The sequence below is a fragment of the Streptacidiphilus sp. PAMC 29251 genome, from assembly GCF_054208735.2.
In genome coordinates, this window is the sequence record NZ_CM135725.2 from 8,356,326 (window position 1) to 8,380,304 (window position 23,979).

Annotated in this window: 24 protein-coding genes and 1 pseudogene; 9 read left to right on the top strand and 16 right to left on the bottom strand. The window is 71.1% G+C overall.

Features of this window, described 5'->3' with window-relative positions:
* Positions 1 to 27: 27 nt before the first annotated feature.
* Positions 28 to 543, bottom strand: coding sequence for an MmyB family transcriptional regulator (locus tag ACXKR8_RS39605; RefSeq protein WP_462100718.1), 516 nt, complete (start codon positions 541 to 543; stop codon positions 28 to 30).
* The gene (locus ACXKR8_RS39610; RefSeq protein ID WP_462100029.1) at positions 449 to 856 is read right to left on the bottom strand and encodes a helix-turn-helix domain-containing protein; all 408 of its coding nucleotides are present in this window, start codon (positions 854 to 856) and stop codon (positions 449 to 451) included. Before ACXKR8_RS39610 ends, ACXKR8_RS39605 begins: the two co-directional genes overlap by 95 nt.
* A 41-nt stretch (positions 857 to 897) precedes the next feature.
* On the opposite strand from ACXKR8_RS39610, the gene ACXKR8_RS39615 reads away from it, so the two are divergent.
* The 4 genes and pseudogenes from ACXKR8_RS39615 (at position 898) to ACXKR8_RS39630 (ending at position 3,640) form a co-directional block, all read left to right on the top strand.
* A complete protein-coding gene (locus ACXKR8_RS39615) occupies positions 898 to 2,007 on the top strand; it encodes a DNA alkylation repair protein (RefSeq protein ID WP_458269346.1) in 1,110 nt (369 codons plus the stop codon).
* Positions 2,004 to 2,570 (top strand): P-loop nucleotide/nucleoside kinase family protein, encoded by a 567-nt coding sequence (locus tag ACXKR8_RS39620; protein ID WP_458269347.1) that lies wholly within the window; start codon positions 2,004 to 2,006, stop codon positions 2,568 to 2,570. Before ACXKR8_RS39615 ends, ACXKR8_RS39620 begins: the two co-directional genes overlap by 4 nt.
* Before the next feature lie 119 nt (positions 2,571 to 2,689).
* Positions 2,690 to 3,097 (top strand): annotated as a pseudogene (locus ACXKR8_RS39625) (helix-turn-helix domain-containing protein); the annotation flags it as partial.
* 78 nt (positions 3,098 to 3,175) lie between these two features.
* Positions 3,176 to 3,640: a DUF5959 family protein gene (locus ACXKR8_RS39630; RefSeq protein WP_458269348.1), complete on the top strand. Its 465-nt coding sequence runs from the start codon at positions 3,176 to 3,178 to the stop codon at positions 3,638 to 3,640.
* A 187-nt stretch (positions 3,641 to 3,827) separates the two neighbouring features.
* Here ACXKR8_RS39630 and ACXKR8_RS39635 read toward each other — a convergent pair whose 3' ends face one another.
* The 13 genes from ACXKR8_RS39635 to ACXKR8_RS39695 form a co-directional block, all read right to left on the bottom strand.
* A complete protein-coding gene (locus ACXKR8_RS39635) occupies positions 3,828 to 4,469 on the bottom strand; it encodes an alpha/beta fold hydrolase (RefSeq protein WP_458269349.1) in 642 nt (213 codons plus the stop codon).
* Positions 4,469 to 6,085: a sensor histidine kinase gene (locus tag ACXKR8_RS39640; RefSeq protein ID WP_458269350.1), complete on the bottom strand. Its 1,617-nt coding sequence runs from the start codon at positions 6,083 to 6,085 to the stop codon at positions 4,469 to 4,471. The genes ACXKR8_RS39635 and ACXKR8_RS39640 overlap by 1 nt, the downstream gene beginning before the upstream one ends.
* Positions 6,082 to 6,828, bottom strand: coding sequence for a response regulator transcription factor (locus ACXKR8_RS39645; RefSeq protein ID WP_458269351.1), 747 nt, complete (start codon positions 6,826 to 6,828; stop codon positions 6,082 to 6,084). The genes ACXKR8_RS39640 and ACXKR8_RS39645 overlap by 4 nt, the downstream gene beginning before the upstream one ends.
* On the bottom strand, positions 6,825 to 8,510 hold the full coding sequence (locus ACXKR8_RS39650; RefSeq protein WP_458269352.1) for a streptophobe family protein: 1,686 nt from the start codon (positions 8,508 to 8,510) through the stop codon (positions 6,825 to 6,827). The genes ACXKR8_RS39645 and ACXKR8_RS39650 overlap by 4 nt, the downstream gene beginning before the upstream one ends.
* A gap of 235 nt (positions 8,511 to 8,745) precedes the next feature.
* Positions 8,746 to 9,315, bottom strand: a complete 570-nt coding sequence (locus ACXKR8_RS39655; RefSeq protein ID WP_458269353.1) for a TetR/AcrR family transcriptional regulator — start codon at positions 9,313 to 9,315, stop codon at positions 8,746 to 8,748.
* Positions 9,316 to 9,493: 178 nt separating this feature from the next.
* On the bottom strand, positions 9,494 to 10,381 hold the full coding sequence (sigJ, locus tag ACXKR8_RS39660) for an RNA polymerase sigma factor SigJ (RefSeq protein WP_458269354.1): 888 nt from the start codon (positions 10,379 to 10,381) through the stop codon (positions 9,494 to 9,496).
* On the bottom strand, positions 10,381 to 11,190 hold the full coding sequence (locus ACXKR8_RS39665) for an SDR family oxidoreductase (RefSeq protein WP_458269355.1): 810 nt from the start codon (positions 11,188 to 11,190) through the stop codon (positions 10,381 to 10,383). The genes sigJ and ACXKR8_RS39665 overlap by 1 nt, the downstream gene beginning before the upstream one ends.
* Positions 11,187 to 11,579: a hypothetical protein gene (locus ACXKR8_RS39670; protein WP_462100030.1), complete on the bottom strand. Its 393-nt coding sequence runs from the start codon at positions 11,577 to 11,579 to the stop codon at positions 11,187 to 11,189. Before ACXKR8_RS39670 ends, ACXKR8_RS39665 begins: the two co-directional genes overlap by 4 nt.
* A 116-nt stretch (positions 11,580 to 11,695) precedes the next feature.
* Positions 11,696 to 12,307 (bottom strand): hypothetical protein, encoded by a 612-nt coding sequence (locus ACXKR8_RS39675; protein ID WP_458269357.1) that lies wholly within the window; start codon positions 12,305 to 12,307, stop codon positions 11,696 to 11,698.
* Positions 12,291 to 12,782, bottom strand: a complete 492-nt coding sequence (locus ACXKR8_RS39680; protein WP_458269358.1) for an RNA polymerase sigma factor — start codon at positions 12,780 to 12,782, stop codon at positions 12,291 to 12,293. The genes ACXKR8_RS39675 and ACXKR8_RS39680 overlap by 17 nt, the downstream gene beginning before the upstream one ends.
* A complete protein-coding gene (locus ACXKR8_RS39685; protein ID WP_458275209.1) occupies positions 12,779 to 13,426 on the bottom strand; it encodes a class F sortase in 648 nt (215 codons plus the stop codon). The genes ACXKR8_RS39680 and ACXKR8_RS39685 overlap by 4 nt, the downstream gene beginning before the upstream one ends.
* A 72-nt stretch (positions 13,427 to 13,498) precedes the next feature.
* Positions 13,499 to 13,843: a sortase-dependent protein gene (locus ACXKR8_RS39690; RefSeq protein WP_458269359.1), complete on the bottom strand. Its 345-nt coding sequence runs from the start codon at positions 13,841 to 13,843 to the stop codon at positions 13,499 to 13,501.
* A 167-nt stretch (positions 13,844 to 14,010) separates the two neighbouring features.
* Entirely contained in the window at positions 14,011 to 14,982 is a 972-nt protein-coding gene (locus tag ACXKR8_RS39695; RefSeq protein ID WP_458269360.1) for an aldo/keto reductase, read from the bottom strand.
* Positions 14,983 to 15,199: 217 nt separating this feature from the next.
* Here ACXKR8_RS39695 and ACXKR8_RS39700 point away from each other — a divergent pair, with 217 nt between their 5' ends.
* The 4 genes from ACXKR8_RS39700 to ACXKR8_RS39715 all read left to right on the top strand — a co-directional run bounded on the left by ACXKR8_RS39700 (position 15,200) and on the right by ACXKR8_RS39715 (position 20,662).
* Positions 15,200 to 17,425 (top strand): MMPL family transporter, encoded by a 2,226-nt coding sequence (locus tag ACXKR8_RS39700; protein ID WP_458269361.1) that lies wholly within the window; start codon positions 15,200 to 15,202, stop codon positions 17,423 to 17,425.
* Positions 17,422 to 18,993 (top strand): MFS transporter, encoded by a 1,572-nt coding sequence (locus tag ACXKR8_RS39705; protein ID WP_458269362.1) that lies wholly within the window; start codon positions 17,422 to 17,424, stop codon positions 18,991 to 18,993. The genes ACXKR8_RS39700 and ACXKR8_RS39705 overlap by 4 nt, the downstream gene beginning before the upstream one ends.
* Before the next feature lie 41 nt (positions 18,994 to 19,034).
* On the top strand, positions 19,035 to 19,625 hold the full coding sequence (locus tag ACXKR8_RS39710) for a TetR/AcrR family transcriptional regulator (protein WP_458269363.1): 591 nt from the start codon (positions 19,035 to 19,037) through the stop codon (positions 19,623 to 19,625).
* A 131-nt stretch (positions 19,626 to 19,756) separates the two neighbouring features.
* Complete coding sequence (locus ACXKR8_RS39715; RefSeq protein ID WP_458275210.1) at positions 19,757 to 20,662, top strand: TrmH family RNA methyltransferase; 906 nt, start codon at positions 19,757 to 19,759, stop codon at positions 20,660 to 20,662.
* A gap of 7 nt (positions 20,663 to 20,669) precedes the next feature.
* Here ACXKR8_RS39715 and ACXKR8_RS39720 read toward each other — a convergent pair whose 3' ends face one another.
* Positions 20,670 to 22,139 (bottom strand): cellulose binding domain-containing protein, encoded by a 1,470-nt coding sequence (locus tag ACXKR8_RS39720; protein WP_458269364.1) that lies wholly within the window; start codon positions 22,137 to 22,139, stop codon positions 20,670 to 20,672.
* A gap of 507 nt (positions 22,140 to 22,646) precedes the next feature.
* Here ACXKR8_RS39720 and ACXKR8_RS39725 point away from each other — a divergent pair.
* Entirely contained in the window at positions 22,647 to 23,963 is a 1,317-nt protein-coding gene (locus ACXKR8_RS39725; protein WP_458269365.1) for an extracellular solute-binding protein, read from the top strand.
* The last annotated feature ends 16 nt before the right edge of the window (positions 23,964 to 23,979 follow it).

Here is a 23,979-nt window from a genome sequence, read left to right on the forward strand (position 1 = left end):
TGTGGCTATCGGCCTCTGGCCAACGCCTCACGCCGACGCGTACAGCGAGCCCAGGTACGCCAGCGCCTCCGCGCTGCGCGTGCCCGGCTGCGCCGTGCCGACGAGCAGCTGCTGGCCGGGAGCGTCGCGGACGTCGAAGGTCTGATAGGTGAGCTCGATCCGCCCGGCGTCCGGGTGCACGAACACCTTGTACGCGCGTGCCAGCCCGCCGACGGTCTGGTCCTCCCACAGCTCGCAGAACTCCGGCGAGGCCCCCAGCATGTCGTCCACCAGTGCACGCATCTCAGGATCGCCGGGGAAGTAGCCGGCGTTCAGCCGCAGCGCGTGCACGCTGGCCGCCGCGACCGTGGACCATTCCACGAACACCTCGCGCGCCCGGGGATGCCCGAACAGCACCCGGATGATGTTGCGGGAGCCGTCGAACGGGGACAGCAGGGCGTCGGCGAGCTCATTGGTGGCCAGAATGTCGAAGACCGGACTGAGTACGTACGCGGCGGCGGCCGGGAAGGAGTCGAGCAGCTGCAGCAGGGAGGGATGGACCAGATCCCGGCTGCTGCGCCGGGGCCAGGTTCGGGTTGAGCCCGGCCAGGCGGTACAGGTGGCCGCGGGCGTCGGCGTCGAGCTTGAGCGCACCCGAGATCGCGTTCAGCACCTGCGCGGAGGGATTGCTCTCGCGGCCCTGCTCCAGCCGCGCGTAGTAGTCGGCGCTGACCCCGGCCAGCACGGCGACCTCCTCGCGGCGCAGCCCGGCGACCCGTCGGCTGCCCCCGCCGAACAGACCCGCCTCCGCGGGCTCGATCCTGGCACGCTGGGCCCGGAGAAAGCCGCCGAGCGGGCCGGTCGCTTGATTTGTCACGATGACCACCTTATGTCCTGCCCGATGCTGAGGAGAGAATCTTGCCGTTCGCCGACGACCTCATTGGTGACCACACCGCGAAACTGCTGGTCAACGCGATCCAGGCGGCGGCGCCCGGCGCTTCGCTGCCGGCCCTGCGGTCCGCCGCGGGAGATCTGGGGGGAAGGCCGCTGCGTGAGCGCAGCGACCTGCTGCGCGATGCCCTGCTCGCGGACCTGCCGGGCGACTACGCGGCGCTGGCCAGTACAGTCCGCGCCGCCGCCCAGCAGGGCGCGCCGCCCTTCACCGGCTGGCTGATCTGGCCGGTCACCAGCGCCGTCGCCGCCAAGGCGATCGCCGACGGAAGCCCCGATGCCTTCGACGACGCGCTGGGGCTGCTGGCCGAGCTGACCTCCGGGCTCACCGCCGAATTCGCGATCCGGGGCTTGCTGGCCCACGATCTGGACCGCGCCCTGGCCGTCGTGCGGACCTGGACCGCCTCACCCGACGAGCACGTCCGCCGGTTGGCCTCGGAGGGCACCCGGCCGTTCCTGCCGTGGGCGGTCCGGGTACCGGCCATCCTGGCCCGGCCGCGCGAGACGCTGACCGTCATCAACGCCCTGTACCGGGACGAGAGCGAGTACGTACGTCGCTCGGTCGGCAACCACCTCAACGACCTGAGCCGGCAGCAGCCGGACCTGGTCGTCGAGACCGCAGCTGGCTGGTTGGCCGTCCCGGACGAGAACACGCCGCGGCTGGTCCGGCAGGCCCTCCGGACGCTCGTCAAACAGGGCCACCCCGCCGCGCTCGACCTCATGGGCTTCGCGCCCGCCACGGTTGAGGTCACCGGCCCGGTGCCGGCCGGCCCGGAGATCCCGTTCGGCGGCGAACTGGCCTTCACCGCGACCGTCGTCAACACCGGCACCGAGCCGGTCACCCTGGCGATCGACTACGTCGTGCACCACGTCAAGGCGACCGGCAAGCAGAGCCCCAAGACCTTCAAGCTCACCACGGCCACCCTTGCCCCCGGACAGAAACTGGAACTCTCCCGGCGGCACTCGTTCCGCCCGATCACCACCCGCCGCTACTACCCGGGAACGCATGCAGTCGAGCTCCAGATCAACGGCGTACGCCACGGCCGCCACGACTTCACCCTGCTGGCGGCACTGTGACCGCTCCTCTCGCTGTCCTGGTCAACGGGCTGCCCGGTGCGGGGAAGACGACCCTGGCACGCACCCTGTCCCGCCAGCTGGGCCTGCCGCTGTTCAGCAAGGACGTGATCAAGGAGGCTCACGCCGATGTGCTGGGCACCGAGCATGCCAACTGGCCGCAGCGGCGCTGGAATGCCGCACTCGGCGCTGCGGCCAGCGAGACGATGTGGGCCCTGCTGGCAGCCGCACCTGCCGGGGCCGTCCTGGAGTCCTACTGGCCGACCGACGTTCGCGACCTCGTGGTGCAGGGCCTGCAGCGCGCCGATAACCCTGCTGCCGTGGAGATCTGGTGCGATGTCCCATGGGGGACCGCCCAACGTCGCTGCGAAGCCCGTCATCCACGTCATCCGATCCATGGTGACCTGCCGACGGACGACGAGTGGGAACGCTGGCGCCGCACCGCTCGCCCGCTCCGCATCGGCCCGACCCTGCACATCGACACGACCTGCCCGGTCGACCTGCAGGCCGTCATCACCTGGACCCAGCAGCCCGAGCACGGCAGTCACACACCAGGGCCTGGATGACCCCAAATAACGTGAAGGCACTTGCGAAATACTGTGAACAACGCTGCTGCTGAACTTGGTCGGGTGATGTCGGGCTATTTGCCGGACAGTGCGCTGGTGGCTTCGGTAGTCCTTGTGGGGTGAGGCATCCGCAGGGTGGTGGCTTGGCTGACGTTGAGAGGGCCGTCCGGGAGCGGGCCCGGCTTCAGGTCTTAACTGGCTGCGAGTCTGGCGAGAAGAATCGGGAGATTGCTGCTGCGTTGCGGGTCTCGGAGCGGTCGGTGGAACGCTGGCGGCGCCAGTGGCGTGAGAAGGGTCTGGCCGGGCTGGCATCGAAGGGATCGCCCGGCCGGCCGCGACTGTCGGACACGCAGATAGCCACGCTGGAGCGGGAGTTGGAGCGCGGATCGCTGGCCCACGGGTGGGCCGACCAGCGGTGGACGCTGGCCAGCGGGAAGACGCTGATCGGCCGCCTGTTCCATGTCTCGTACACGGTGGAGAGTAGGTGGTGGCTGCTTCGTCGGCATGGCTGGATAGAAGGAAGACCCCAGGTCCCCGGTGTCCTGCGATGAGTCGTACGGCATGATTCAGGCGAGCTGAACATTCGAGGGGCGTGGAGGCCAGTAGTGTCGGAGCCGGTCGACCTGATTGACCTGTCGGATGCAGAGGGCAATTCTTGCATCGTTCGTGTGACCCGCCGCTTCCAGCCGGGCATCCTCCCCGGCCACGACATCCTGTGCGCGGACGTCCTGGCCTCCGCCAGTTTCGTCGATGCTCGGCTGGAGCTCTACCTGTTCCAGGACGACCTGGCAGCATGGGATCTCCAACTCGACCAGCTGGACATCGGTGGCGACGCCTCGATTGGAGGGGACCGCGGCTTGAGCCTGGGGTTCCACCTGCATGAGGACCACTCGGTGTCGGTAACCGTAGACGATCCTGATCGACTGACCACGGTGCTGTGGATGCGCCCGGCATCGGACTGGATCGAGGAACACCGCCGTCGACTCGCCCAGCTCCGGCAGACATGGCCGAGCGAGGTCATCGAGACCTCGCCGATGGTCTACGCATGGAAACCGGACCGCCGTAGCTGACCCACATTGATCGTCACAGCCGCCCGCACACTCAGGCTGTGAGGCTCCCGCCGGGCATGAAAGTTCGTTGCCCGCTGCACTGATCGCCGGGGTTTGATGAGCAGCCCGGTCCCGGTGAGGCAGCCGTGGATGAGGTGCTGGCGGTACTGGATCTTCTTGAGCCTGCGTTGTGCGAATGGGCGGGGTGTCATCGGCGGAGGGCCTTGGTGGCTGAGGTCAGGAACTGGGGCAGATGGGGGCCGAAGTCTGGGCGGGGTGGTTCGGGGCAGCCGGGGAGTTCGTCGCTGTTCGGCAGGAGGCGGCGGAGTGCATCGACGGTTTGGCGTTGGTGGTAGGGGTTCTCCGGGGCTGAGGGGAGCACGCTGATCGGCATGGTGAGCGTTGCCAGTTCGGTGTCGGAGACGCCTCGTAGGGTTTGGCCGTCAAGCAGGGCGTGAATGGTCTGCTCGAAGGCGCCCTTGTCGGTGAGGCCGCTGTGGGTGCGGGAGTCCACGGCGGGGTCTCCTGCGGTTGCGGGCCAGGCCAGGAGCAGGCTTGCGATCCGGTCCGGGAAGGACAGTGCGAGGCGGACGGCTACCGAGCACCCGTTGGATCCGGCCATCACGGACACGGGGTGGTTGGGAAGGACGGGTGTGAGGTGTTCGACCTCGGCGTCCCAGTTCGGTGGGTGGTGGAGGCGGTTGGGTGCCAGCACCGTGAAGCCTTCTCGTTCGAGGCCGGCTGAGATTCCCGGTGCTGCCCAGAACCGGTCGGCGTCCATGCCGTACTCCCAGAGGCCGCCGTGGATCAGGAGGACTGAGGGGTTGTCAGAACGATGGTGACGTGTCATCAGGTTCCCGTCTCGTGGGGTGTTGGCTTGGCTCCGTCTCGGTATTGCGGCGAGGCTGGGTTGTCGCTGGTGCGGGCACGGGAAGTCAGCTGATCGGGTGGACCTGGCGGGTCGGTGTGGCGGGGGAGTAGGACTTGGAAGGTGGCGCCCCGGCCGGGTTCTGAGTGCAGTTCGATCCGGCCGCCGTGGGCGGTGACCAGGGAATGGGCGATGGCCAGGCCAAGCCCCGCGCCGGCGCCTGTGGTGCGGGTGCGGGAGCTGTCGGCGCGGTAGAAGCGTTCGAAGATGCGGCGTCCTTGTTCGGGGGTGAGGCCCTGGCCCTGGTCGGCCACCTCCAGCAGGGCGTGGTCGCCGAGGGTGCCGACGCCGATGCGGATGGGGGTGCCCTGCGGTGTGTGGGTGATGGCGTTGCCGACCAGGTTGGTGACGACCTGGCGCAGTCGGGCCTCGTCGGCGAATGCCGGGGCGTGGGTCGGGGGGCCGCCGCCGGGGCCGGTCAGTTCGACCGGGCGGGTCGGGTCCAGGGCCTGGACGTCGTGGAGGGCGTCGGCGGCGAGGGTGCGCAGGTCCATGGGGGCCCGGTCGAGTGGCAGCACAGCACTGGGGTTGTCGTTGCCGGCCGCGCTCAGGGAGCGTTCGTCGAGCCGGGCCAGCAGGAGCATGTCCTCGACCAGGCGGGCCAGTCGGGTGGACTCGCGGGCGATGTGCGCCATGGTGCGGTCCACGTCCTCGCGTTCCGGCAGCGCGCCCATCCGGTAGAGGTCGGCGAAGCCCTTGATGCCGACCAGGGGGGTGCGCAGCTCGTGACTTGCGTCGGCGACGAAGCGGCCCATCCTGGCCTCGGACTCGGCGCGGGCGGCGAAGGCGGTCTCGATCTGGACCAGCATGCCGTTGAGCGCCGCGGTCAGCCGGCCCATCTCTGTTCCCGGGCCGGCCTGGACCGGGACCCGGCGGGACAGGTCGCCGCCGGCGATGGCGGCGGCGGTCTCCTCGATACGGGTCAGCGGCCGTAGCCCGGACCGGACGGCGAGCCAGCCGATGGCGGCCAGTGCGCTGAGCAGGGCCAGTCCGGTGGTGAGGGAGATGGTCCACATCCGGTTGATGGTGGTGTCCACCTGGCTCATCGGGGTGGACACCACCACGCTGCCGTTGCTTCCTGCCCGCGGCAGGGCGATCGTGCGCCAGTGCTGCTGCCCGTCGTGGCTGGGGAGGGTGAAGGCGTGGCGGGCGTGGGCGGCTACCGCGGCGGAGTTGAGCACGGGGAGGGCGGGGCTGTCCGGGGTGGGGGTGTGGGCCGGGTCGACCACGGTGTCGACGGTTCCGTCGGCGTGCAGGTAGGTGATGACCGGGTCGCCGAAGAGGCTCTGGCCGAAGGTCCCGCCGAACTGGTTGAGTTGGGCTGCGCCGCGGGCGACGGTGGGCGGCAGTGGGGAGAACAGTTCGGCGGAGGCCTGCAGTTGGCTGTCCACGCGTTGGAGCAGGTAGCCGCGCAGGGCGCTGTTGACCACGACGCTGAACAGCAGCAGCCCGACGCCCAGCAGGGTGACGGCGAGCAGCAGCAGTCGGGTGCGCAGCGAGGTCCTGGCGAGTGCGCGCAGGGTCGGGGTGGCGTTCACGGCTGGGGACCGCGCATGACATAGCCGATGCCGTGGACCGTGTGGATCAGTTTGGGGGCGCCGGTGTCGATCTTGCGGCGCAGGTAGCTGATGTAGGTGTCGACGATGCTGGGGTCGCCGCCGAAGTCGTACTGCCATACCCGTTCCAGGATCTGGGCCTTGGAGACGGTGCGTCCGGCGTTGGCCATCAGGTAGTGCAGCAGGCGGAACTCGGTCGGGGACAGGTGTATCGGTGTGCCCGCGCGCAGGGCCCGGTGTCCTTCGGGGTCGAGGGTCAGATCCCCCACCAGGAGGGCGGTGTTGGGGTCGCCGCTGGTGCGCCGCAGGATGGCGCGGATCCGGGCGATCAGCTCCTGCAGGTCGAACGGTTTGGTGACGTAGTCGTCGCCGCCCAGGAGCAGGCCGTTGATCTTGTCCTGGGTGGTGTCACGTGCGGTGAGGAAGAGCACGGGTATGTGGCCCCGGCGTGGTCCGGTCGTGGGTTGCGGCTGTTCGCGTAGTCGGCGGATGACCTCGAAGCCGTCCATGTCCGGGAGCATCACGTCCAGCAGCACCAGGTCGGGGGGTTCGCGCAGCGCCGTGGCCAGGGCCTCTTCCCCGGTCGCGGCGGAGGTCACGGTGAAGCCGGCGTAGCGCAGGGTGGCGGGCAGGAGTTCGCGGACGGTGGGCTCGTCGTCGACGACGAGCAGGTTGCCTGCGGTGCGGGAGGTCGCCTGGAGGGGATCTCGCTCAGTTCTGGTCATGGTTGCCGTTCAGCGATCGTCGGGGTTCCAGTGGTCGGAGATGACAGCGATGAGGACGGGAGCGGGGCGGCGGGAAGCAGGGCGGACGGGGGCGGGACGATCGGCTGCGCCAGTTGCCCGCCCACCGACCCGGCAGGGCGGCGAGGGCGTCGGGGCCCGCTTCGCCCGGGTCGCACGGCACCCTGCAGCAGGCTGCCGGTGAACCCCGCCGCTGCTCCGACCAGCAGGCCCAGAACGGCGGCCTGCAGCGCGCTGCCGCTGAGGCCGGCCTGCATCCCGATCAGCTGGGTGTTGAAGACGTCGACAGCGACCTGCCCGGAGGCCGGGATCAGGGTCGCGGCTGCTGCCATCAGCACGGCGGTGACCACGCCCAGGCGCAGGGCCAGGAGCAGGTGCCGGTGGTACCAGGCGCGGCCGTCCGACGCCTCGCCCGCCTCGACCGCGTCGCCCACCTTCCCCGCCTCGCCGCCTACCCGCGGGGTACGCGCGGCGGCGACATAGCCGCAGACCAGCAGGACGACGCCGACCAGCAGCAGGGCGACCGTCCACAGCGGCAGCCCGCCGACCTGGGTGCTGCCCAGGCTCTGGGTGTGGCCCGAGGTGCCGCAGGAGCCCTGCAGGTTTCCCAGCAGCGAGGTGAGCGCATTGCCCTGGCTCTTGGTCTGACCCATCGTCGTGGTCCAGGGTGACCCGACGCCCAGGGTCAGCGCCACGAGCACCAGGTTCGGCACGGCCAGCAGGACCGCGCCGGCGGCCGTCATCCCGTTGCCGCCCAGGGCGACTCCGGCGATGGTCACGACCGTGAGCAGCACCGCCATCAGTGCCAGGAGCACCCCGGTGACCGCGGAGACGCTCGGCCCCCAGCCCAGTCGCAGCCGGCTTGTCGCGATCGCCCGGGGGAACGGGGTCCGGCGCGCCGCCAGGCAGCCGACGGCGAGCACCAGCACCACCCAGAGCAGCCCGCCCAGCACCGTCGAGCCGAGACCGGTGCGGAAACTCAGCGAGGACAGGGCGCCGGTGATCCCCCCGCTGCCGAACAGACGGTCCGTCAGACCGCCGAGCAGGCCGCTGAGGCCGCCGCCGGAGCCGCCTTTCCCCAACAGGCCGCCGAGGCCCCCGCTCAGGCCGCCGGAGCCCCCCGTCCCGCCGAGCAGGGAGCCCGTCCCGGACTTGCAGCTACTACCGCCGCCTCCGCCGCCGCCCAGGCCGCCCATCCCGTTCAGCGCGGACGTCGGGATCTGGATGGTGCCGCGCGCGAGACCGGCCACGGCCGCGAAGAGCAGCGGCACCACGGCCACCACGCCGCCCGCGCGTGCGGCGAGTTCGGCGCCGGTCAGGGGCGGGCGGCGCCGTAGCGGTCGGAAGAACATCAGCGCCAGGACGACGGTGCCGACCAGCGTCACCCCGAGCGGCATCAGATCGACCGCGCCGCCCAACGAGATGTGGATGAGCCCCGAGTCGGTGCGCGCCGACCCGAAGGCGACCGTGCTGCCGACGGACATGGCCAGCACGGCCGCGGTCAGCGAGCCCAGCGACCCCACGGAGCCGGCGCCCAGCAGGGACAGGGCGACCACGGTGACCGCGACCATGGCGGCGATCGCCGCGGTGGCGGCGGTCATCCCTTCCACGGCGTTGCGCAGCGGTGCCCCCGAACTGCGGGCGCCGACTTTGATGGTGGACATACCAGGAGCCTCTCGTCTGCTTCCGGCCTTCGGATTCGGCCTTGCCGGGAAGCCTGGCCCAGGCAGTTGACCGGTCTCGGAGAGGTCTGGGAGTTCTCTGAGAGGTCGTGGGGGCAGTCGGCAGGAGGATGCCGGGGGAGCGGGTTCCGGTTCTCAGGACATTCCCAGGAACCGGTGCCCGGGACGGGTGCCCGCACCGGTGCCCCCGCCCGGCACCCCCGACCGTCGCCGTGGGCTATCCGGTCTTGAACAGGCGGGTGCAGGCGCGGGTGAGCGTCTCCCGGAGCACCTCGGTGGGCAGGTCGGCCAGCGAGGGCACGGCCGCGGCGACCCCGACGGTGATGTAGAGGGCGGCGCGCTGGTCGGGTGTGGGGTCGTCGCCGTAGAGGACGGTGACGGCGCGTTCGCGCATCGCCTCGAACGAGGCGGTGTCGGTCCCCGGCACGACCTTGATCGACGGATTGGCGTGCAGGATGCTCAGCGCCTCACGCTGGGCGACCAGCATGTCGACCAGCCCGGCGACGACGACGCGGATCCGCTCGGCGCGGGACCGTTTGGTCTCGGCGACGTCGAGCAGGTCGTCCATGGCCTGGAACTCGGGCACGACGATCGCGGTGAGGATCTCGGCCTTGGTGGGGAAGTAGTAGTAGACCGCGGCCTTGGTCACCCCCATCTCGTCGGCGATCTGCTGCAGCGTGGTGCCCTCGTAGCTGCGTTCGGAGAACAGCCGGCCGGCCGTGTCGAGGATGCGCTGCCGGGTCTGTCGTGCCTGTTCGGCTCGAGTGAGGGGTTCGGGATCCGTCATTGTCGCCTTCGTGTGCCGTGAGTGATGTCCGCAGGTTCGGTGCTTGTGTCGTGGCACCTGCGGAAACTATCGCATCACCTGCTGAGCGACAGGTCAACCACTTGCCACATGGCTAGTGGTTGACCTAGGCTTCACCGGCCAATCGGCTAGTGAGTGTGTGATCGAGGGGTGCCGGCGCTCAGGTCGCGGACGGACTGTGCAGCTTGTCCGGCGCCCGAATGAAGTCCACCCGGACGATGAGGTGGTCGGAGACGGTGAGCGCCACCACGGTGGTCAGCCGGGTGCCGTCGAACAGGCCGAGGCCCGGTTCGCCGTTGACCGAGACCAGCCGGACGGTCTCGCCCGGTTGGATCATGTCGGCCACCCCGAGCAGGAAGCGCGCCACCCGGTCGGCGCCGTACACCGGCTTGCGGGCGGAGGTGACCTGGCCGCCGCCGTCGCTGGTCAGCACCACGTTCGGGTCCAGTGCCGCGACCAGGGCGCTGAGGTCGCCACCGGTCGCCGCCTGCAGGAAGCTGCGCACCGTCGCGGTGTGCTCGGCCGGTCCGACCCGGACCCGCGGCGCCTGGGCGTTGACGTGCGCCCGGGCGCGGGCGGCGAGTTGGCGGACCGCGGGTGAGCTCCGGCCGACCACCCGGCCGATCTCGGCGAACGGCATGCCGAACAGGTCGTGCAGCACCCAGGCCGTCCGCTCGGCCGGGGTCAGCGATTCCAGGACGACCAGCACGGCGAAGCTGATCTGGTCGTCCAGGGTGACCCGGTCGGCCGGGTTCTGCCCGGTGGGCGCCTCCGCCACGATCGGCTCGGGCAGCCAGGGCCCGACGTAGACCTCCCGGCGCACCCGGGCCGAGCGCAGCGCGTCCACGGCGGCGCGGACCACGGTGGTGGTCGCCCAGGCTTCGACGTCCTGGATCGGGTCGCGGGCGTCGGCTGCGGACATCCGCAGCCAGCAGTCGGCGACCACGTCCTCGGCCTCGGCATGGCTGCCGAGGACCGCGTAGGCGAGCTGGACCAGGCGTGGTCGCGCCTGCTGGTAGGCGGCGGCGAGTTCGGCGTCCCGGCTCATCACTGCCCCAACCCGGCGCGCGACTCCCGGCCCGCGCCGTCGCCGACGCTGCCCGAGCTGCCGGCGTTGTCGGCGAGCCACTGGTCGAAGGTCTGGCTGCCGCGGGGCCCGGCCCCGGTCGGCAGCAGGCCGCCGCTCGCGACGGCCTTTCCGGCCGCGCCCGGAAGCCGCAGCGGCAGCAGCGGACGGCGGGAGCCACGGGCCCGGAGCAGGCGGCGGACCATGTCCGTCATCTGCTCCTGCCGGGGCCCGGCGAGCTCGGGCGCCAGCCCCACCGGCTCGCCGACCGCCAGCTCGACCAGCGCCTCGGCCACCTCGCGGGCGGCGACGGGCTGGCTGAGCATGCGCGGGGCCACCGCCAAGGGGCCGCCGCGCTCCAGCATCTGCGCCGCGAACTCATGGAACTGAGTGGCTCGGAGCACGCTGCCGGGGACGCCGCCCGGAACGTCCTCGGCCAGCACGAGGGCCTCCTGGCGCCGCTTGCCCAGGTAGTAGCCGAGGTCGACCCGGTCGACGCCGACGATCGACAGCGCGACATGGTGCGAGACCCCGGCGCGCTGCCCGGCGGCGAGCAGGTTCCCCGTGGCTGCCTCGAAGAACCGGATCGACTTGGCCGCGCTGGTCGAGGTCACATTGCTGACGTCGACCACCACCGACGCTCCCCGCAGGGCCTGGTCCAGGCCCTGCCCGCTGACGACGTCGACGCCGACCGACCGGGCCAGCACCACCGGCGTGTGACCGGCGGCGTGGACCGCCTCGACGACGAACGCTCCGACCACGCCGGTGCCACCGGCCACTGCGATCCTCATGACGCCACCTTTCCCGATTCGTTCCTACCGCCGGGCAGCAGCAGGAGCAACGCGAGCAGCACGATGCCGCCGAGCGTGACGATGTTGCCGACCTGGTCGGCGGTCCCGTACATGTCCAGGTGGGACATGTGGAACACCAGGTGCGGGATGCCGCAGGCGAGCCAGGCCACCGCGGTCAGCCGCAGGGTCTCCTCGCGCGGACGCAGCACGGCCCAGGCGCTGATCACCAGCAGCGCCAGATACAGGCTGCCGACGTCGCGGACCAGGTGCTCGTTGTAGGGGCCCATGGCCGACACCCAGTGGTGTCCCTGGACCGGGAAGGACCGGTAGAACGAGCGGGGGGCGAGGGCGGCCCAGAGTCCGGTGTCGGCGGCCGAGAGTGCCAGCACTCCCGCCACCAGTTGTCTGCTGCGAGTTCTCATGGCAACTAGACGGAACAGGGGCGGTCGGATGTGACATCCGCACCCCTCGGTGTGACGCGGACCACCACCCGCGCAGAGCGCACCTACCCCCGGGCGCGGCTGGTGGGGGTGCTGGACAGTCCGGAGCCGGACGGGGTCGCCGTGTGGGCCGGAGGGGGCAGGACCTCGTGGGTGGAGGTGGCCGAGCCGCGCGGGAAGCGCGGGGTGGGGCTGCTGGAGGCGGCGCTGCTGCTCACCGTGGGCGTGGGTGTCGCCGTGGCCGTGGGCGTCGGTTTCGCGGGCGGACGGGTGGCCGGCGCCGAGGGGTGGGCCGGTGCGCTGGTCGCGGGGGGTGCGAGCGGAGTCACCGGGACGACGGTGGCGGTCGGCCGCCCGGTCAGCAGGACCGGCAGCGCGATCGCCGTCGCGGCGGTGAGGGCCAGCACGCCGCCGAGGGCGGTGCGTCTGCGTCGTCGCCTGGTCGCGCCGCGGCGGATCCGGTCGAAGGAGCCGGGGTCCGCGGCGAGCGGCGTCTCGCTGCCGGGGCCCAGCAGCGTGACCAGCAGTTCGTCGTGGAAACCGTCCTCCGGGAGATCCGGGAGATCCAGAAGGTGCGGGAGATCCGGGAGGTCCACGGGGTCCGCGGGGTCCGCAGAGCGCGCGGAGGAGGAACCCGAGGAGTCCCGCGGGTCCGGGCCCTCAATGCGTCCGATCAAGGCGTCCTCCCAGCTTGGCGCGCAGCAGTTCCCTGGCCGCGTGCAGATCGGCCTTCACGGTGTTCTCGTTCCGTCCCATCAGCACCGCGACCTCCCGGACCGGAAGGTCCGCGTAGTAGTAGAGCAGGACCGGCGTGCGCAGCCGTTCCGGCAGTGACTGGACCAGCAGCCGGATGCTGCTGTCCGGCCCCTCGCCCTGCCGCCGCAGGACCGCCTCCGTGGTGGCCCGGCGCATCGCCCGGCGTTCGCGCTCCACCTTGCGCCAGTGGTCCCGGACCAGGTTCGCCGCCGTGACGTAGAGGAAGCCGCGCGGCTCCTCCACCTTGGTCCAGCGCGCCCAGAGCCGGGTGAACGCCTCGGAGGCGATTTCGCGGGCGGTGCCGTCGTCGTCGACCAGACGGCGGCACCAGCCCGCGAGGCGGGGATAGAGCGCGGCGAACAGCTCGGACGCGTCGGCGTCGTCCGACCGGCTCAATGCGTCGTTCCCGCTGCTGGGGCGGCGAGGGAGGCGTACACGACCACATTGTCGAGGTAGCCGCTCCCGTTGCTGCCGCGGGGGCCGCCGCAGGTGATCAGCCGCAGCGCGGGGTGGTCGACGTTCCCGTACACCGCATCGGTGGGGAAGTGCGCCTTGGCGACGGTCTGCACCCGGTCCACGGTGAACGCGGCCGAGGCCCCGTCGGCCAGCCGGACGACGATGCGGTCGCCCGTCCTGAGCCGGGAGAGGTGCAGGAACACCCCGTCCCCGTACTGGCCGACGGTCACATGCGCCAGGATCACCGAGGGGCCGGTCTGACCGGGAGTCGGCGACCCCTGGTACCAGCCGGCCGGGGCGTGCGCCGCGATCGGCGGCACCTGCACGCTCCCGTCCGCCGCGAGCCCGAGCCGGATCACGGGGGTGTCGACCCCGATGCTGGGGATCTCCAGCCGGACCGGTATCGAACGCGCGAGCGGGTGCGGTGGGGTGCCGGTCGTTGCGCCGCCGGGCGCCGTCGTGACGTTCCCGGCTGCGACCTGCGACGGCGCGGTGCTGGCACCGGCACCGGCACCGGCACCAGGGCTGCTGCCGGTGCCGTTGCCGCAACCGGCCAGCAGCGACGCGGCGACCACTGCGGTCAGCACCGCGCCCACCGCCCGCCGGTTCGGCCCCGGCCCCGGACGTCCCGTTCCCTCGGTTACTCCTGGCAAGGGTCAGCCCCGGACCTTGGACCTGCGGCGCAGCACGACCACACCGGCCGCGCCGAGAGCCGCGACGCCCGCCGCCGACGCGCCGAGGACGGCGGTGTCACTGCTTCCACCGGAGACCGGCGGAACACCCGTGTCCGGCGCGCCCTGCGGCACGGCGCGGACCTGGCCGCCGGCCCGGGTCGGGGTGGGACGGGCCGTTCCGGCGGGACTGGCGCTGGCCGTCGGCGCGGATGCGCTGGTGGGCCGGGCCGTGGCCGTGGGCGTGGGGCTGGCCGCGAGCGCGGGGCCGGCGGCGAGCAGCACCGCGCCGCAGGCCACGGCGAGCGGGAGCAGGGGGTTTGTGCGCATGGAGCGGCTTCTCTCTCGTCGGCCCGCCGTCAGGGGATGACGGCGGGCGCTGGTGTGAACGTGCGGAGAGACGAAGCAGCTCAGCGGCAGGTTGCAAAGGAATGGCAAAGTCTTTTTCGGTCACCGGAACGGGGCTCGGGAAGGATGTGCGAGGCCAGCGGCACGGGCTACGCGAAGCCCGCCACCGCGCGCGGGGCGTAGGGCTGCTCCAGCTGCTTGACCTCGTCCTCCGTCAGCGTCAGCGCATCCGCGGCGATGGCGTCCTCCAGGTGCTCCAGCTTGGTCGCGCCGACGATCGGGGCGGTGACCGTCGGGTTGTGCAGCAGCCAGGCCAGGGCCACCTGGGCCCGGGGCACGCCCCTGGCCTCGGCGACCTGGGTGACCGCGTCGACGATGGGCCGGTCGGCCTCGCCGTACAGGCTGCGGCCGAACTCGTCGGTCTCGCTGCGGGCGCTGGTGGCGTCCCAGTCGCGGGTGAGGCGGCCGCGGGCCAGCGGGCTCCACGGGATGACGCCGATGCCCTGGTCCGCGCACAGCGGGAGCATCTCGCGCTCCTCCTCGCGGTAGAGCAGGTTGTAGTGGTTCTGCATGGTGGCGAAGCGGGTCCAGCCGTGCCGCTCGGCCAGGTAGAGGGCCTTGGAGAACTGCCAGGCGTACATCGAACTGGCTCCGATGTAGCGGGCCTTGCCCGCCTTCACCACGTCGTGCAGCGCTTCCAGGGTCTCCTCGATCGGGGTCGCGGGGTCCCAGCGGTGGATCTGGTAGAGGTCGACGTAGTCGGTGCCGAGCCGGCGCAGGCTGTTGTCGATCTCGGCCATGATCGCCTTGCGGGACAGCCCGCCGCCGTTGGGGCCCGGACGCATCGTCCCGTGCACCTTGGTGGCCAGCACGATCTCGTCCCGGCGGCCGAAGTCGGCCAGGGCCCGGCCGGTGATCTCCTCGCTGCTCCCGATCGAGTACACGTTCGCGGTGTCGAAGAAGTTGATGCCTGCCTCGATGGCGCGGCGGATGAACGGGCGGCTGCGCTCCTCGTCCAGGCTCCAGGGGCTCCGGCCGCGGCCGGGATCGCCAAAGCTCATGCAGCCGAGGCAGATCCGGGAGACGTCGAGACCGGTCGATCCGAGCTTCACATACTTCATGGCTGAGAAGTCCTCAGGGTTGGAGGGTCCTTGTATCGACCGTATGCCCACCCTGCCCGGGCGGAGACACCGATCGGCCGGTTCACACCTGCTCGCCGACCCACCCGCCGAGGTGTCGGCAGAGCGCTCCTGCGGCGGCTCTTTACTTGACGGCCGGTTAGTAGAGTGGCAGCCTCAGCTTACCGGCTGTTAAGTAAGTAGCGGGTGGAGGAGAGACATGTCCACGTACTTGTACCGCTTGGGGCGCTGGTCGTTCCGGCATCGCCGAGCGGTGTTGCTGATGTGGTTGGTGGGGCTGGTCGCGGTGGTGGTGCTGGCTCAGGCCAGCGGCGGCAAGACGAACGACAACTTCAGCGTCCCGGGGACCCAGTCCCAGCAGGCCGCTGACCTGCTCAAGCAGAAGATCCCCGCCTTCTCGGGCGGATCCACCCAGATCGTGGTCGCCGCCGACGGGCAGGCCAAGGTCACCGACCCCGCGGTGCGGACCGGCATCGAGACCGCGCTGGCCAAGATCAGGACCGGTTCGCAGGTGGCGACGGTGTCCGATCCGTTCCAGGCCCGTACGGTCTCCGCGAACGGCAGGGCGGCGCTGATCACGGTCCAGTACACCGAGGGCATCGCGCAGGTGAAGGACGCCTCGCTGACCGCGCTGCAGAACGCGGTGCAGCCGGTACGGGCCTCCGGCGCGCAGGTGGAGTTCTCCGGCTCGGTCTACCCCGGCTCCCGGCCACCGGTCTCGGAGCTGCCGGAGATCATCGGCATCGCCGTCGGCTTTCTGATCCTGCTGGTCACCTTTGGCGCCTTCGTCGCGGCGGGGCTGCCCATCCTGACCGCGGTGATCGGGGTCGGGGTGGCGCTGATGGGCATCACCGCCCTCGCCGCGGTGGTCGACGTCGGCTCGGCCTCCACCGCACTGGCGATCATGCTGGGGCTCTCCTGCGGGATCGACTACGCCCTGTTCGTGGCCTCGCGACATCGTTCGAACCTGATGCGCGGGATGACGGTGGAGGAGTCCGTCGCACTGGCGGTGGGCACCTCGGGCAGTTCGGTGGTCTTCGCGGCGCTGACGGTGATGGTCGCGCTGTGCGGGCTGAGCCTGGCCGGGATCCCCTTCCTCACCGTGATGGGGCTGTGCGCGGCCGGATCGGTGCTGATCGCCCTGCTGATCGCGCTCACCCTGGTGCCCGCGCTGCTCGGCTTCGCCGGGATGCGGGTCACCCGCTTCCTGAAGCTCCCCGGCCGCCGCGGACCGGGTCGGGCCGAGCGGACCGCGATCCGCGGGGTCAGCGACCCCGAGCGCACCGCCGGAGCGGTGTGGGCCGGATTCGTGGTGCGCTTCCGGATCCCGGTCCTGATCGCCGGGGTGGCGCTGCTGGCCGTGATCGCGCTGCCCTCGGCCAAACTGCAACTGGGGCTGCCCAGCGGGCAGACCATGCCCGCCGCCAGCACCGCCCACAAGTCCTACGACCTGATCAGCGAGACCTTCGGCCCCGGCTACAACGGTCCGCTGCTGGTCGTCGCCGACCTGACCCACGCCGCCGGCCCGGCGGCCGGCCAGCAGCTCACCACCGCCCTGCGGCAGCAGTCCGGCGTGGTGTCGGCGAATCTGTCGATCACTCAGAACCAGACCGCGATCATCCAGGTCATCCCGGCCACCGGACCCAATGACGCCCCGACCGCGCACCTGGTCAACCAGATCCGCCACGACGCGGTGGCCATCACCGGCCAGACCGGCGCGAAGATCCTGGTCGGCGGCACCACCGCGGGCAACATCGACACCTCGAACAAGCTCTCCAGCGCGCTGCCGGTGTTCCTGGTCGTGGTGATCGGCCTGGCCCTGGCGCTGCTGACGCTGGCCTTCCGGACCGTCCTGATCCCGATCAAGTCCGTGGTCGGCTTCCTGCTCTCCGCCTTCGCCGCGTTCGGCGCCGAGGTCGCGGTGTTCCAGTGGGGCTGGGCCAAGAGCCTGTTCGGGATCACCCCGTCGGAGACCATCAGCTTTCTGCCGATCCTGCTGATCGCGATCATCTTCGGGCTCTCCAGCGACTACGAGATCTTCCTGGTGTCCCGGATCAAGGAGGAGTTCACCCGCGGCGGCGACGCGGTGGAGGCGGTGCGACGCGGCACCGGGATGTCGGCCCGGGTGGTCTCCTCGGCCGCGCTGATCATGTTCGCGGTGTTCGTCGCCTTCATCGCCGGCGACAACGCCACCATCAAGGCGATCGGCTTCAGCCTCGCCGTCGGCGTCTTCCTCGACGCCTTCGTGGTCCGGCTCACCCTGGTCCCCGCGGTGATGGCGCTGGTCGGCAAGCGGATCTGGTACCACCCGCGCTGGTTCGACCGCTACGTGCCCGACCTCGACATCGAGGGCGACCGGCTGGAGCAGGCACACCCCGGGCCCGGGAGCACGCCGCACCCGAAGAACGTGAGGGAATCCGCATGAGCACCGAAACCGTACGTCCGGATGACGGCCCGGACGGCCTGGACGGCGACGGCCCGGCCGCCGCCTCGTCGCGGCGCTGGTGGGCGCTGGCGGCGCTCGCCGTGGCCATGCTCACCATCGGCCTGGACACCACCGTGCTGACCGTGGCGCTGCCCACCCTGGCCGGCGACCTGCACGCGTCCACCGCCGACCTGCAGTGGTTCTCCGGCGCCTACACCCTCGCCCTGGCCGCCGCGCTGCTGCCGGCCGGGGCGCTCGGGGACCGCTTCGGCCGCAAGCGGCTGCTGCTGGGCGCACTGCTCGGCTTCGGCGGCGCGTCGGTGTGGTGCGCCTACTCCGGCGGCTCCGGGGATCTGATCGCCGCCCGTACCGTCCTCGGCCTCGCCGCCGCGGTGATGATGCCGCTGTCGATGGCGGTGCTGCCGTCGCTGTTCCCGGTGGAGGCCGAGCGCTCCCGGGCCTTCACCATCTGGGTCACCTCCACCGCGGTCGGGCTCCCGCTGGGGCCGATCATCGGCGGATATCTGCTGGACCACTTCTGGTGGGGCTCGATCTTCCTGATCAATGTGCCGCTGGTGGTGATCGGGGTGGTCGCCGTCGCGATGCTGGTCCCCGAGTCCCGCAGCAGCCGTCCGCTGCCGCCCGACCTGCCCGGGGTGGCGCTGTCCTCGCTCGGCCTGCTGGGGCTCACCTACGGCTTCATCAAGGCCGGTCAGGACGGCTGGGGCGGCACCACCGCGCAGCTCTGCATCACCGCTGGCATCGTGCTCCTGCTCGGGTTCGTCGCCTGGCAGCGCCGGGCCAGGCACCCGCTGATCGACCTGGGGCTGTTCGCCGACCGGGCGTTCAGCGCCGGCACCGGCTTCGCCACCGCGGTCAGCTTCGGCCTGTTCGGGCTGCTCTTCGCGGTGCCGCAGTACTTCCAGGCGATCGAGGGTGCGAGCCCGATGGGGACCGGGCTGCGGCTGCTGCCGATGATCGGCGGCCTGCTGGTCGGCACCCGCCTGGTCGGACTCATCGCGGCCAGGGCGGGCTCGGGCGCCGTGGTCGCGATGGGCTTCGGCCTGCTCACGGCCGGTCTCGCCATCGGCGCGACCACCACCGTGCACACCGGGTACGGCGTCACCGCCACCTGGCTGGTGCTCACCGGAGCCGGGATGGGCATCGTGCTGCCCACCTCCATGAACGCCGCCCTGGGCACCCTTTCGGCCGACCGGGCCGGTGCGGGCTCGGCGCTGATCGGAGCGCTGCGCCAGGCCGGCGGCACCATCGGCATCGCCATCCTCGGCACCATCCTCAACGACGGATACCGCAACGGGCTGGGGGCCGCGGCGAAGCCGCCGGTGTCCGACAGCGTCTCGGCCGGCGTCGCGACAGCGCACGCCCTCGGCGACGACGGGCTGCTGCGCACCGTGCAGACAGCGTTCGTGCACGGTATGGGCGCTACCCTGTGGACCTGCAGCGGCATCTGCGCGGTCTCCGCCGTCCTGGCGGTGTTTCTGCTGCCCAGGCGGCTGCCGGCCGGGCAGGGCAGTGAATCCGAGCCCGTGTCGACGGTCAGCATATGAGCCGGCAGGCAGGTCCTGCGGAACGAACCGGAAGGGACGTCGTGAGCGACGCAGCAGGGCAGGCCACGGACCGTGCGCACAGTGGGGAGCAGACCCGCGCGCGGTTGCTGGACATCGCACTGGACCTCTTCGCCGAGAAGGGCTTCGATGCCACCACCCTGCAGGAGATCGCCGACCGCCTCGACGTGACCAAGGCGGCCCTCTACTACTACTACCCGAGCAAGCAGAAGATCCTGGAGGCCATCCTGGCGGTCGGGCACCGGCGCGCCATCGAGCTGCTCGACCAGGCCGAGGCGCAGCGGTCGCAGTCGGCGCGGGTGGCCGTGGTGGTCGAAGGCATGATCGAACTGGCGATCCAGCAGCGCCGTACCGCCTCGATCCTGAACCACGATCCCGCGCTGTTCCGCAGCAACACCTTTGTCACCGACAGCGCCGCCCGCCGGTCCCGGCTGCAGGAGCTGATCTACGGCCGGAACCCCAGCGCGGCCCAGCGCAGCGCGTTCCAGCTGGCGACCTGCATCGGCGACGCGGTCGCCCGGCTCGGCGACCTCACCGACGAGGAACTGCGCGAGTCGCTGCCCCCGGTCGTCTACCGCACCCTCGGCCTGCGGCGGCCGTCCGCCCGTCCGTAGGCCCGGGCCTGGCCCTGGCCCAGGCCCGGGCCTGGCCCTGGCCCTGGCCCTGGTCCTGGCCTTGGTCCTGGCCCAGGCCCGGGGAAGGGTAACGTGGTCAACCGGACCACCAGGAGGGCGCGTTGGCCGCAGTGCAGCGGATCACCACACGGAACGCACGGTTCCAGCAGTGGCAGGCGCTTCTGACGAACCGTCACAAGCGTTCCAGAGCTGGTGAGTTCTTGGTCCAGGGGGTCCGCCCGATCACCCTTGCGCAGGAGCACGGCTGGCCGCTGCGGGCACTGCTGTACGACGCGGAGCGGCCGTTGTCGCGCTGGGCGGGGGAGTTGCTGCGGAGCTGCCCCGTGGTGGAGCGGGTGGCGATGGCGTCCGAACTGCCGGCCGAGCTGGGCGAGAAGAACGAGACGCCGCCGGAGCTGGTCGCGGTGGTCGGGATCCCGGCGGACGACCTGGCCCGGATCCCGGTCCGGGACCGCTTCCTCGGCGTGGTCTTCGACCGTCCGAGCAGTCCCGGCAACATCGGCTCGATCATCCGCTCGGCCGACGCCTTCGGCGCGGACGGGCTGATCGTGACCGGCCACGCCGCCGATGTGTACGACCCCAAGTCGGTTCGGGCGAGTACGGGTTCGCTGTTCGCGCTGCCCGCGGTACGGGTGCCGTCGCAGCGCGAGGTGGAGCAGTGGCTGGACCGGGAGCAGGCCGGCGGCCGTACGGTCACCGTGGTCGGCACCGACGAGCACGGCGAGACCGAGCTCTACGGATTCGACTTCACCGGCGGACCGGTGCTGCTGCTGATCGGTAATGAGACCGCCGGCCTCAGCGCGGGCTGGCGCGAGCGCTGCGACCGGACGGTGCGCATCCCCATGTCCGGCAGCGCCAGTTCGCTCAACGCGGCCAACGCCGCCACGGCGGTGCTGTACGAGGCTGCGCGGCAACGGGCGCTGCGGGAAACGGAGTCGGGGCGGGCGGTGCTGCCCAGGCAGGCTGGGCGGGCTGAGCAGACCGAGCGGGCTCAGCAGGCTGGGCAGCACCACTGACGGAAGGTCAGTTCGGGACAGTGTCGGTGAAGTGGGTGCCGGCCGCGTAGTAGCCGTTGACCACGCTGGTCACGGCCGCCGGGGTGAGCGCGTTGGTGTTGTAGTAGACCCAGTTGACCTTCTCGTCCCAGGTACGGGCGCCGTTGAAGGGCAGGTCGATGAACCACTCGTTGAAGTCGATGGTCATCTTCTCCCGCGGGTAGTACTTGCCGTTGCTGGAGAAGACCTGCGTGCCGTCGATGTAGTAGGTCACCGTGCCGCCGGCGACCGTCTCGACCAGGGTGTGCCAGCCCTGGAGGCTGCCGATGGTGTCGTTGGTGACCCGGTCGAAGGCGTCGGAGCTGTACCAGCTGGTGGTGTACATCGAGTTGGCCGGTCCGCCCCAGCCGCCGTTGGGCAGGTACTCGAAGTCGTCCTCGCTGTAGAGCGAGTCGTCCGGGGTGATGGTGTAGAAGGTCTCGTTGACGTGGTCGCCGTTCTGACCGGTGGTGGGGGCGTCGTTGAAGTAGACCCGGGCGGCGTAGGTGCCCTCGAAGAACTTCTTCCCGGTGGTGTCGATCTCGGCCTGCTTGGTGCCGGCGCTGGTGCCGTCGGTGCTGGCGGTGAGGTCCATGGCCTTGCCGCCCTGCGCGGTGGGGTCGCTGGGGAAGCTGAAGGTGCTGGCGGACCAGGTGTCCGCGACCCCGGGGCCGCCTGAGCCGGTGCGGATGGCCCAGCCGTGCGCGGCGATGTTCGGATCGGTGGCGCCGGTGTAGTGGAAGTCGTCGAACAGCGTGGCACCGGACGCCGGCGGCGAGGTGGGCGGGGGCGAGGTGGGCGGGCCCGTGGTGGGCGGCGCGGTGGTCGGGGGCGCGGTGGTGGGCGGAGCGGTGGTCGGCGGGGCGGTCGGGTTGCCGCCGGGCGCTGTGCCGGAGACGATCGCGCCGTCGACCGAGACGGTGACCTTGCTGTTCGGGCCGTAGCTGCTCTGACCTGCGATGAAGGAGTAGTCGTCGGCCTGGTTCACCGACTGCCAGTCCTGCCGCCACAGCCGCAGTTGCAGGTCCTGGGTGGACGCGCCGGGGGCGAGCGTTCCCGCGCCCGCGCCGAAGTCGACCTCCAGGTAGTGGTCGGCGGTGGCGGTCGGGGTGGCCAGGGCCACCACATGGCCGGTGACATTGGCGCAGCCCACCACCGCCCAGGCGCAGGAGAACTGGTACGGCGAGCTGCCGTCCGCGCTGAAGTAGTAGCGGATCGCCACCCGGGAGAGCGCCAGCGGCGAGCTGCCGGTGTTGCTGACGGTGAACCAGGGCTCCGACTCGTCCGCGGTGGCTCCGGTGGTGGTGGTCCTGTACTGCAGCGCGACGGTCGGGGTCGCTGCGGCCTGGGCGGTGCTGATCAGCCCGGCCGTGCTGAGTCCGCCGGCCGTCAGGGCGATGGCGGCGATCAGGGCGGCCCGGCGGCGATGGGGGCGCGCGGGACGTCGGGAGGCGTGCATGGGGGTCTCCTCGTCGTGACATGGAGGTGGGGAAAAAGGGTCGGTGCAGGGGGAGTTGGCAGTGGGCAGCGGCGGCTACGGTCCGTGAGGGTGGGGTCGGACCGGGGCGGTGCCAGTGCCGGTGCCGGGTCGGGCGCCGGACGCGGCTCCCAGCCTCCAGGGGGCTGGGCGACCGCGTCCGGCGCGATCGGATCGACCTGGCCCTGCGGCCTCCGGTGGCGGCGTGATTCGCTCTGGATCGGTCGGCGAACTCCGCAAGAGCTAACCACCGGTTAAGTCTTGGACCGGTCGGGGTCCAAGATGATGCTCTGCTCGAATCTTGTCAAGAACCTAGTTGGTGCAGGCCAATTGGCGATGTCTGCTGCGGTTGTGTGGTTCGTCCGCGATGCGCTGAGCAACCATCAGAAGCCATTGACATGACCAAAGGTAAGGTGCCAGCATCTGGCCTCACCACAGCGGATTCGGCTCGGCCCGACCGCGCACCCCGCCTCGTCAAGGAGGAACGCCATGCACAGACGTACCTGGACCGCACTCGCCGTCGGACTGACTCTGGCCTGCACTGTCACTGCCTGTAGCAGCGGCGGTGGCAGTGGAGCGACCAAGGCAGGGGCGCCGGGCCCGGCCGGCTCCGCCAAGGCCAGGACGTTGACGGTCTGGTACATGGACGGCGACCTCTCCGACAAGGCCGTGGCCGCGATCAACGCGGCGTTCACCAAGGCCACCGGGGCCCAGGTGAAGGTCCAGATCCAGGAGTGGGACAACATCAACACCAAGCTGACCACCGCGCTGGCCGGGGACAACCCGCCGGATGTGCTGGAGATCGGCAACACCGACGTGCCGATGTTCGCCGCCAGCGGCGGGCTGACCGACATCACCAGCCAGGTACCGGACATGACGGCAGGTCAGACCTGGCTGCCCGGCCTGATCGGCCCGGCCACGGTGGACTCCAAGGTCTACGCCGCACCGCTGTTCGCCGGGAACCGCGCCGTGGTCTACAACAAGACCATCTGGGCCAAGGCCGGCGTCACCGCGCCGCCGACCAGCTTCGCCCAGTTCACCGCCGACCTGGACAAGGTCAAGGCCGCCAACCACGCCGCCGACTTCTCCGCGATCAACATGCCCGGCAAGTACTGGTACAGCGCGCTGCCCTTCGTCTGGGACGCGGGCGGCCAGATCGCCGTGGACAGCGGCGGCAAGTGGACCGGGGCGCTGGAGTCGCCGGCCGCGCAGCAAGGCCTGCAGGCCTGGAAGTCCTTCCAGAACACCTACTCGGCGAAGTCCTCGCGCGACGTCAACGACCGTACGCCGGACCAGAACGCGCTGTTCGCCTCGGGCAAGACCTCGGCGATCGTGGTGACCTCGATCAACACCGCGGTCAAGGACAACCCGGGGATCAAGGACCAGATCGGCACCTTCCCGTTCCCCAGCACCACGCCCGGCAAGACCCAGCCGGTCTTCCTCGGCGGCTCCGACCTGGCCGTCGCCACCAAGAGCAAGAACCAGGACCTGGGGATCGCCTACCTCAAGGCCGCCACCAGCACCGCGGTGCAGACCTCGGCGATCGTCGGCATCGACGGCTGGACCCCGGCCTCCACCCAGCTGCTGGACCAGACCGTGTCCACGCTGCCGCCGACCTCGCAGGCCTTCTTCACCGCCGCCAAGAACAGCGTGGCCACCCCGTCCACCCCGGGCTGGGGCACCATCGAGGCCGACGACTCGATCAACAGCTTCCTCGCCGACATCGCCACCGGTCGCAAGTCGACGGCCGACGCCGCCAAGGCCTTCGACGCGCACCTCGACCAGGCGCTGAACGCCGCGCAGTGACCATGACCACCGAGAC

Excerpts from the sequence above, each read along its gene's own strand:
- ACXKR8_RS39720 (WP_458269364.1), bottom strand. The coding sequence starts at position 22,139 with ATGCACGCCTCCCGACGTCCCGCGCGCCCCCATCGCCGCCGGGCCGCC.
- ACXKR8_RS39700 (WP_458269361.1), top strand. The coding sequence starts at position 15,200 with ATGTCCACGTACTTGTACCGCTTGGGGCGCTGGTCGTTCCGGCATCGC.
- ACXKR8_RS39645 (WP_458269351.1), bottom strand. The coding sequence starts at position 6,828 with ATGACCAGAACTGAGCGAGATCCCCTCCAGGCGACCTCCCGCACCGCA.
- ACXKR8_RS39725 (WP_458269365.1), top strand. The coding sequence starts at position 22,647 with ATGCACAGACGTACCTGGACCGCACTCGCCGTCGGACTGACTCTGGCC.
- ACXKR8_RS39650 (WP_458269352.1), bottom strand. The coding sequence starts at position 8,510 with ATGTCCACCATCAAAGTCGGCGCCCGCAGTTCGGGGGCACCGCTGCGC.
- sigJ (WP_458269354.1), bottom strand. The coding sequence starts at position 10,381 with ATGAGCCGGGACGCCGAACTCGCCGCCGCCTACCAGCAGGCGCGACCA.
- ACXKR8_RS39690 (WP_458269359.1), bottom strand. The coding sequence starts at position 13,843 with ATGCGCACAAACCCCCTGCTCCCGCTCGCCGTGGCCTGCGGCGCGGTG.
- ACXKR8_RS39635 (WP_458269349.1), bottom strand. The coding sequence starts at position 4,469 with ATGACACGTCACCATCGTTCTGACAACCCCTCAGTCCTCCTGATCCAC.
- ACXKR8_RS39665 (WP_458269355.1), bottom strand. The coding sequence starts at position 11,190 with ATGAGGATCGCAGTGGCCGGTGGCACCGGCGTGGTCGGAGCGTTCGTC.
- ACXKR8_RS39705 (WP_458269362.1), top strand. The coding sequence starts at position 17,422 with ATGAGCACCGAAACCGTACGTCCGGATGACGGCCCGGACGGCCTGGAC.
- ACXKR8_RS39695 (WP_458269360.1), bottom strand. The coding sequence starts at position 14,982 with ATGAAGTATGTGAAGCTCGGATCGACCGGTCTCGACGTCTCCCGGATC.
- ACXKR8_RS39655 (WP_458269353.1), bottom strand. The coding sequence starts at position 9,315 with ATGACGGATCCCGAACCCCTCACTCGAGCCGAACAGGCACGACAGACC.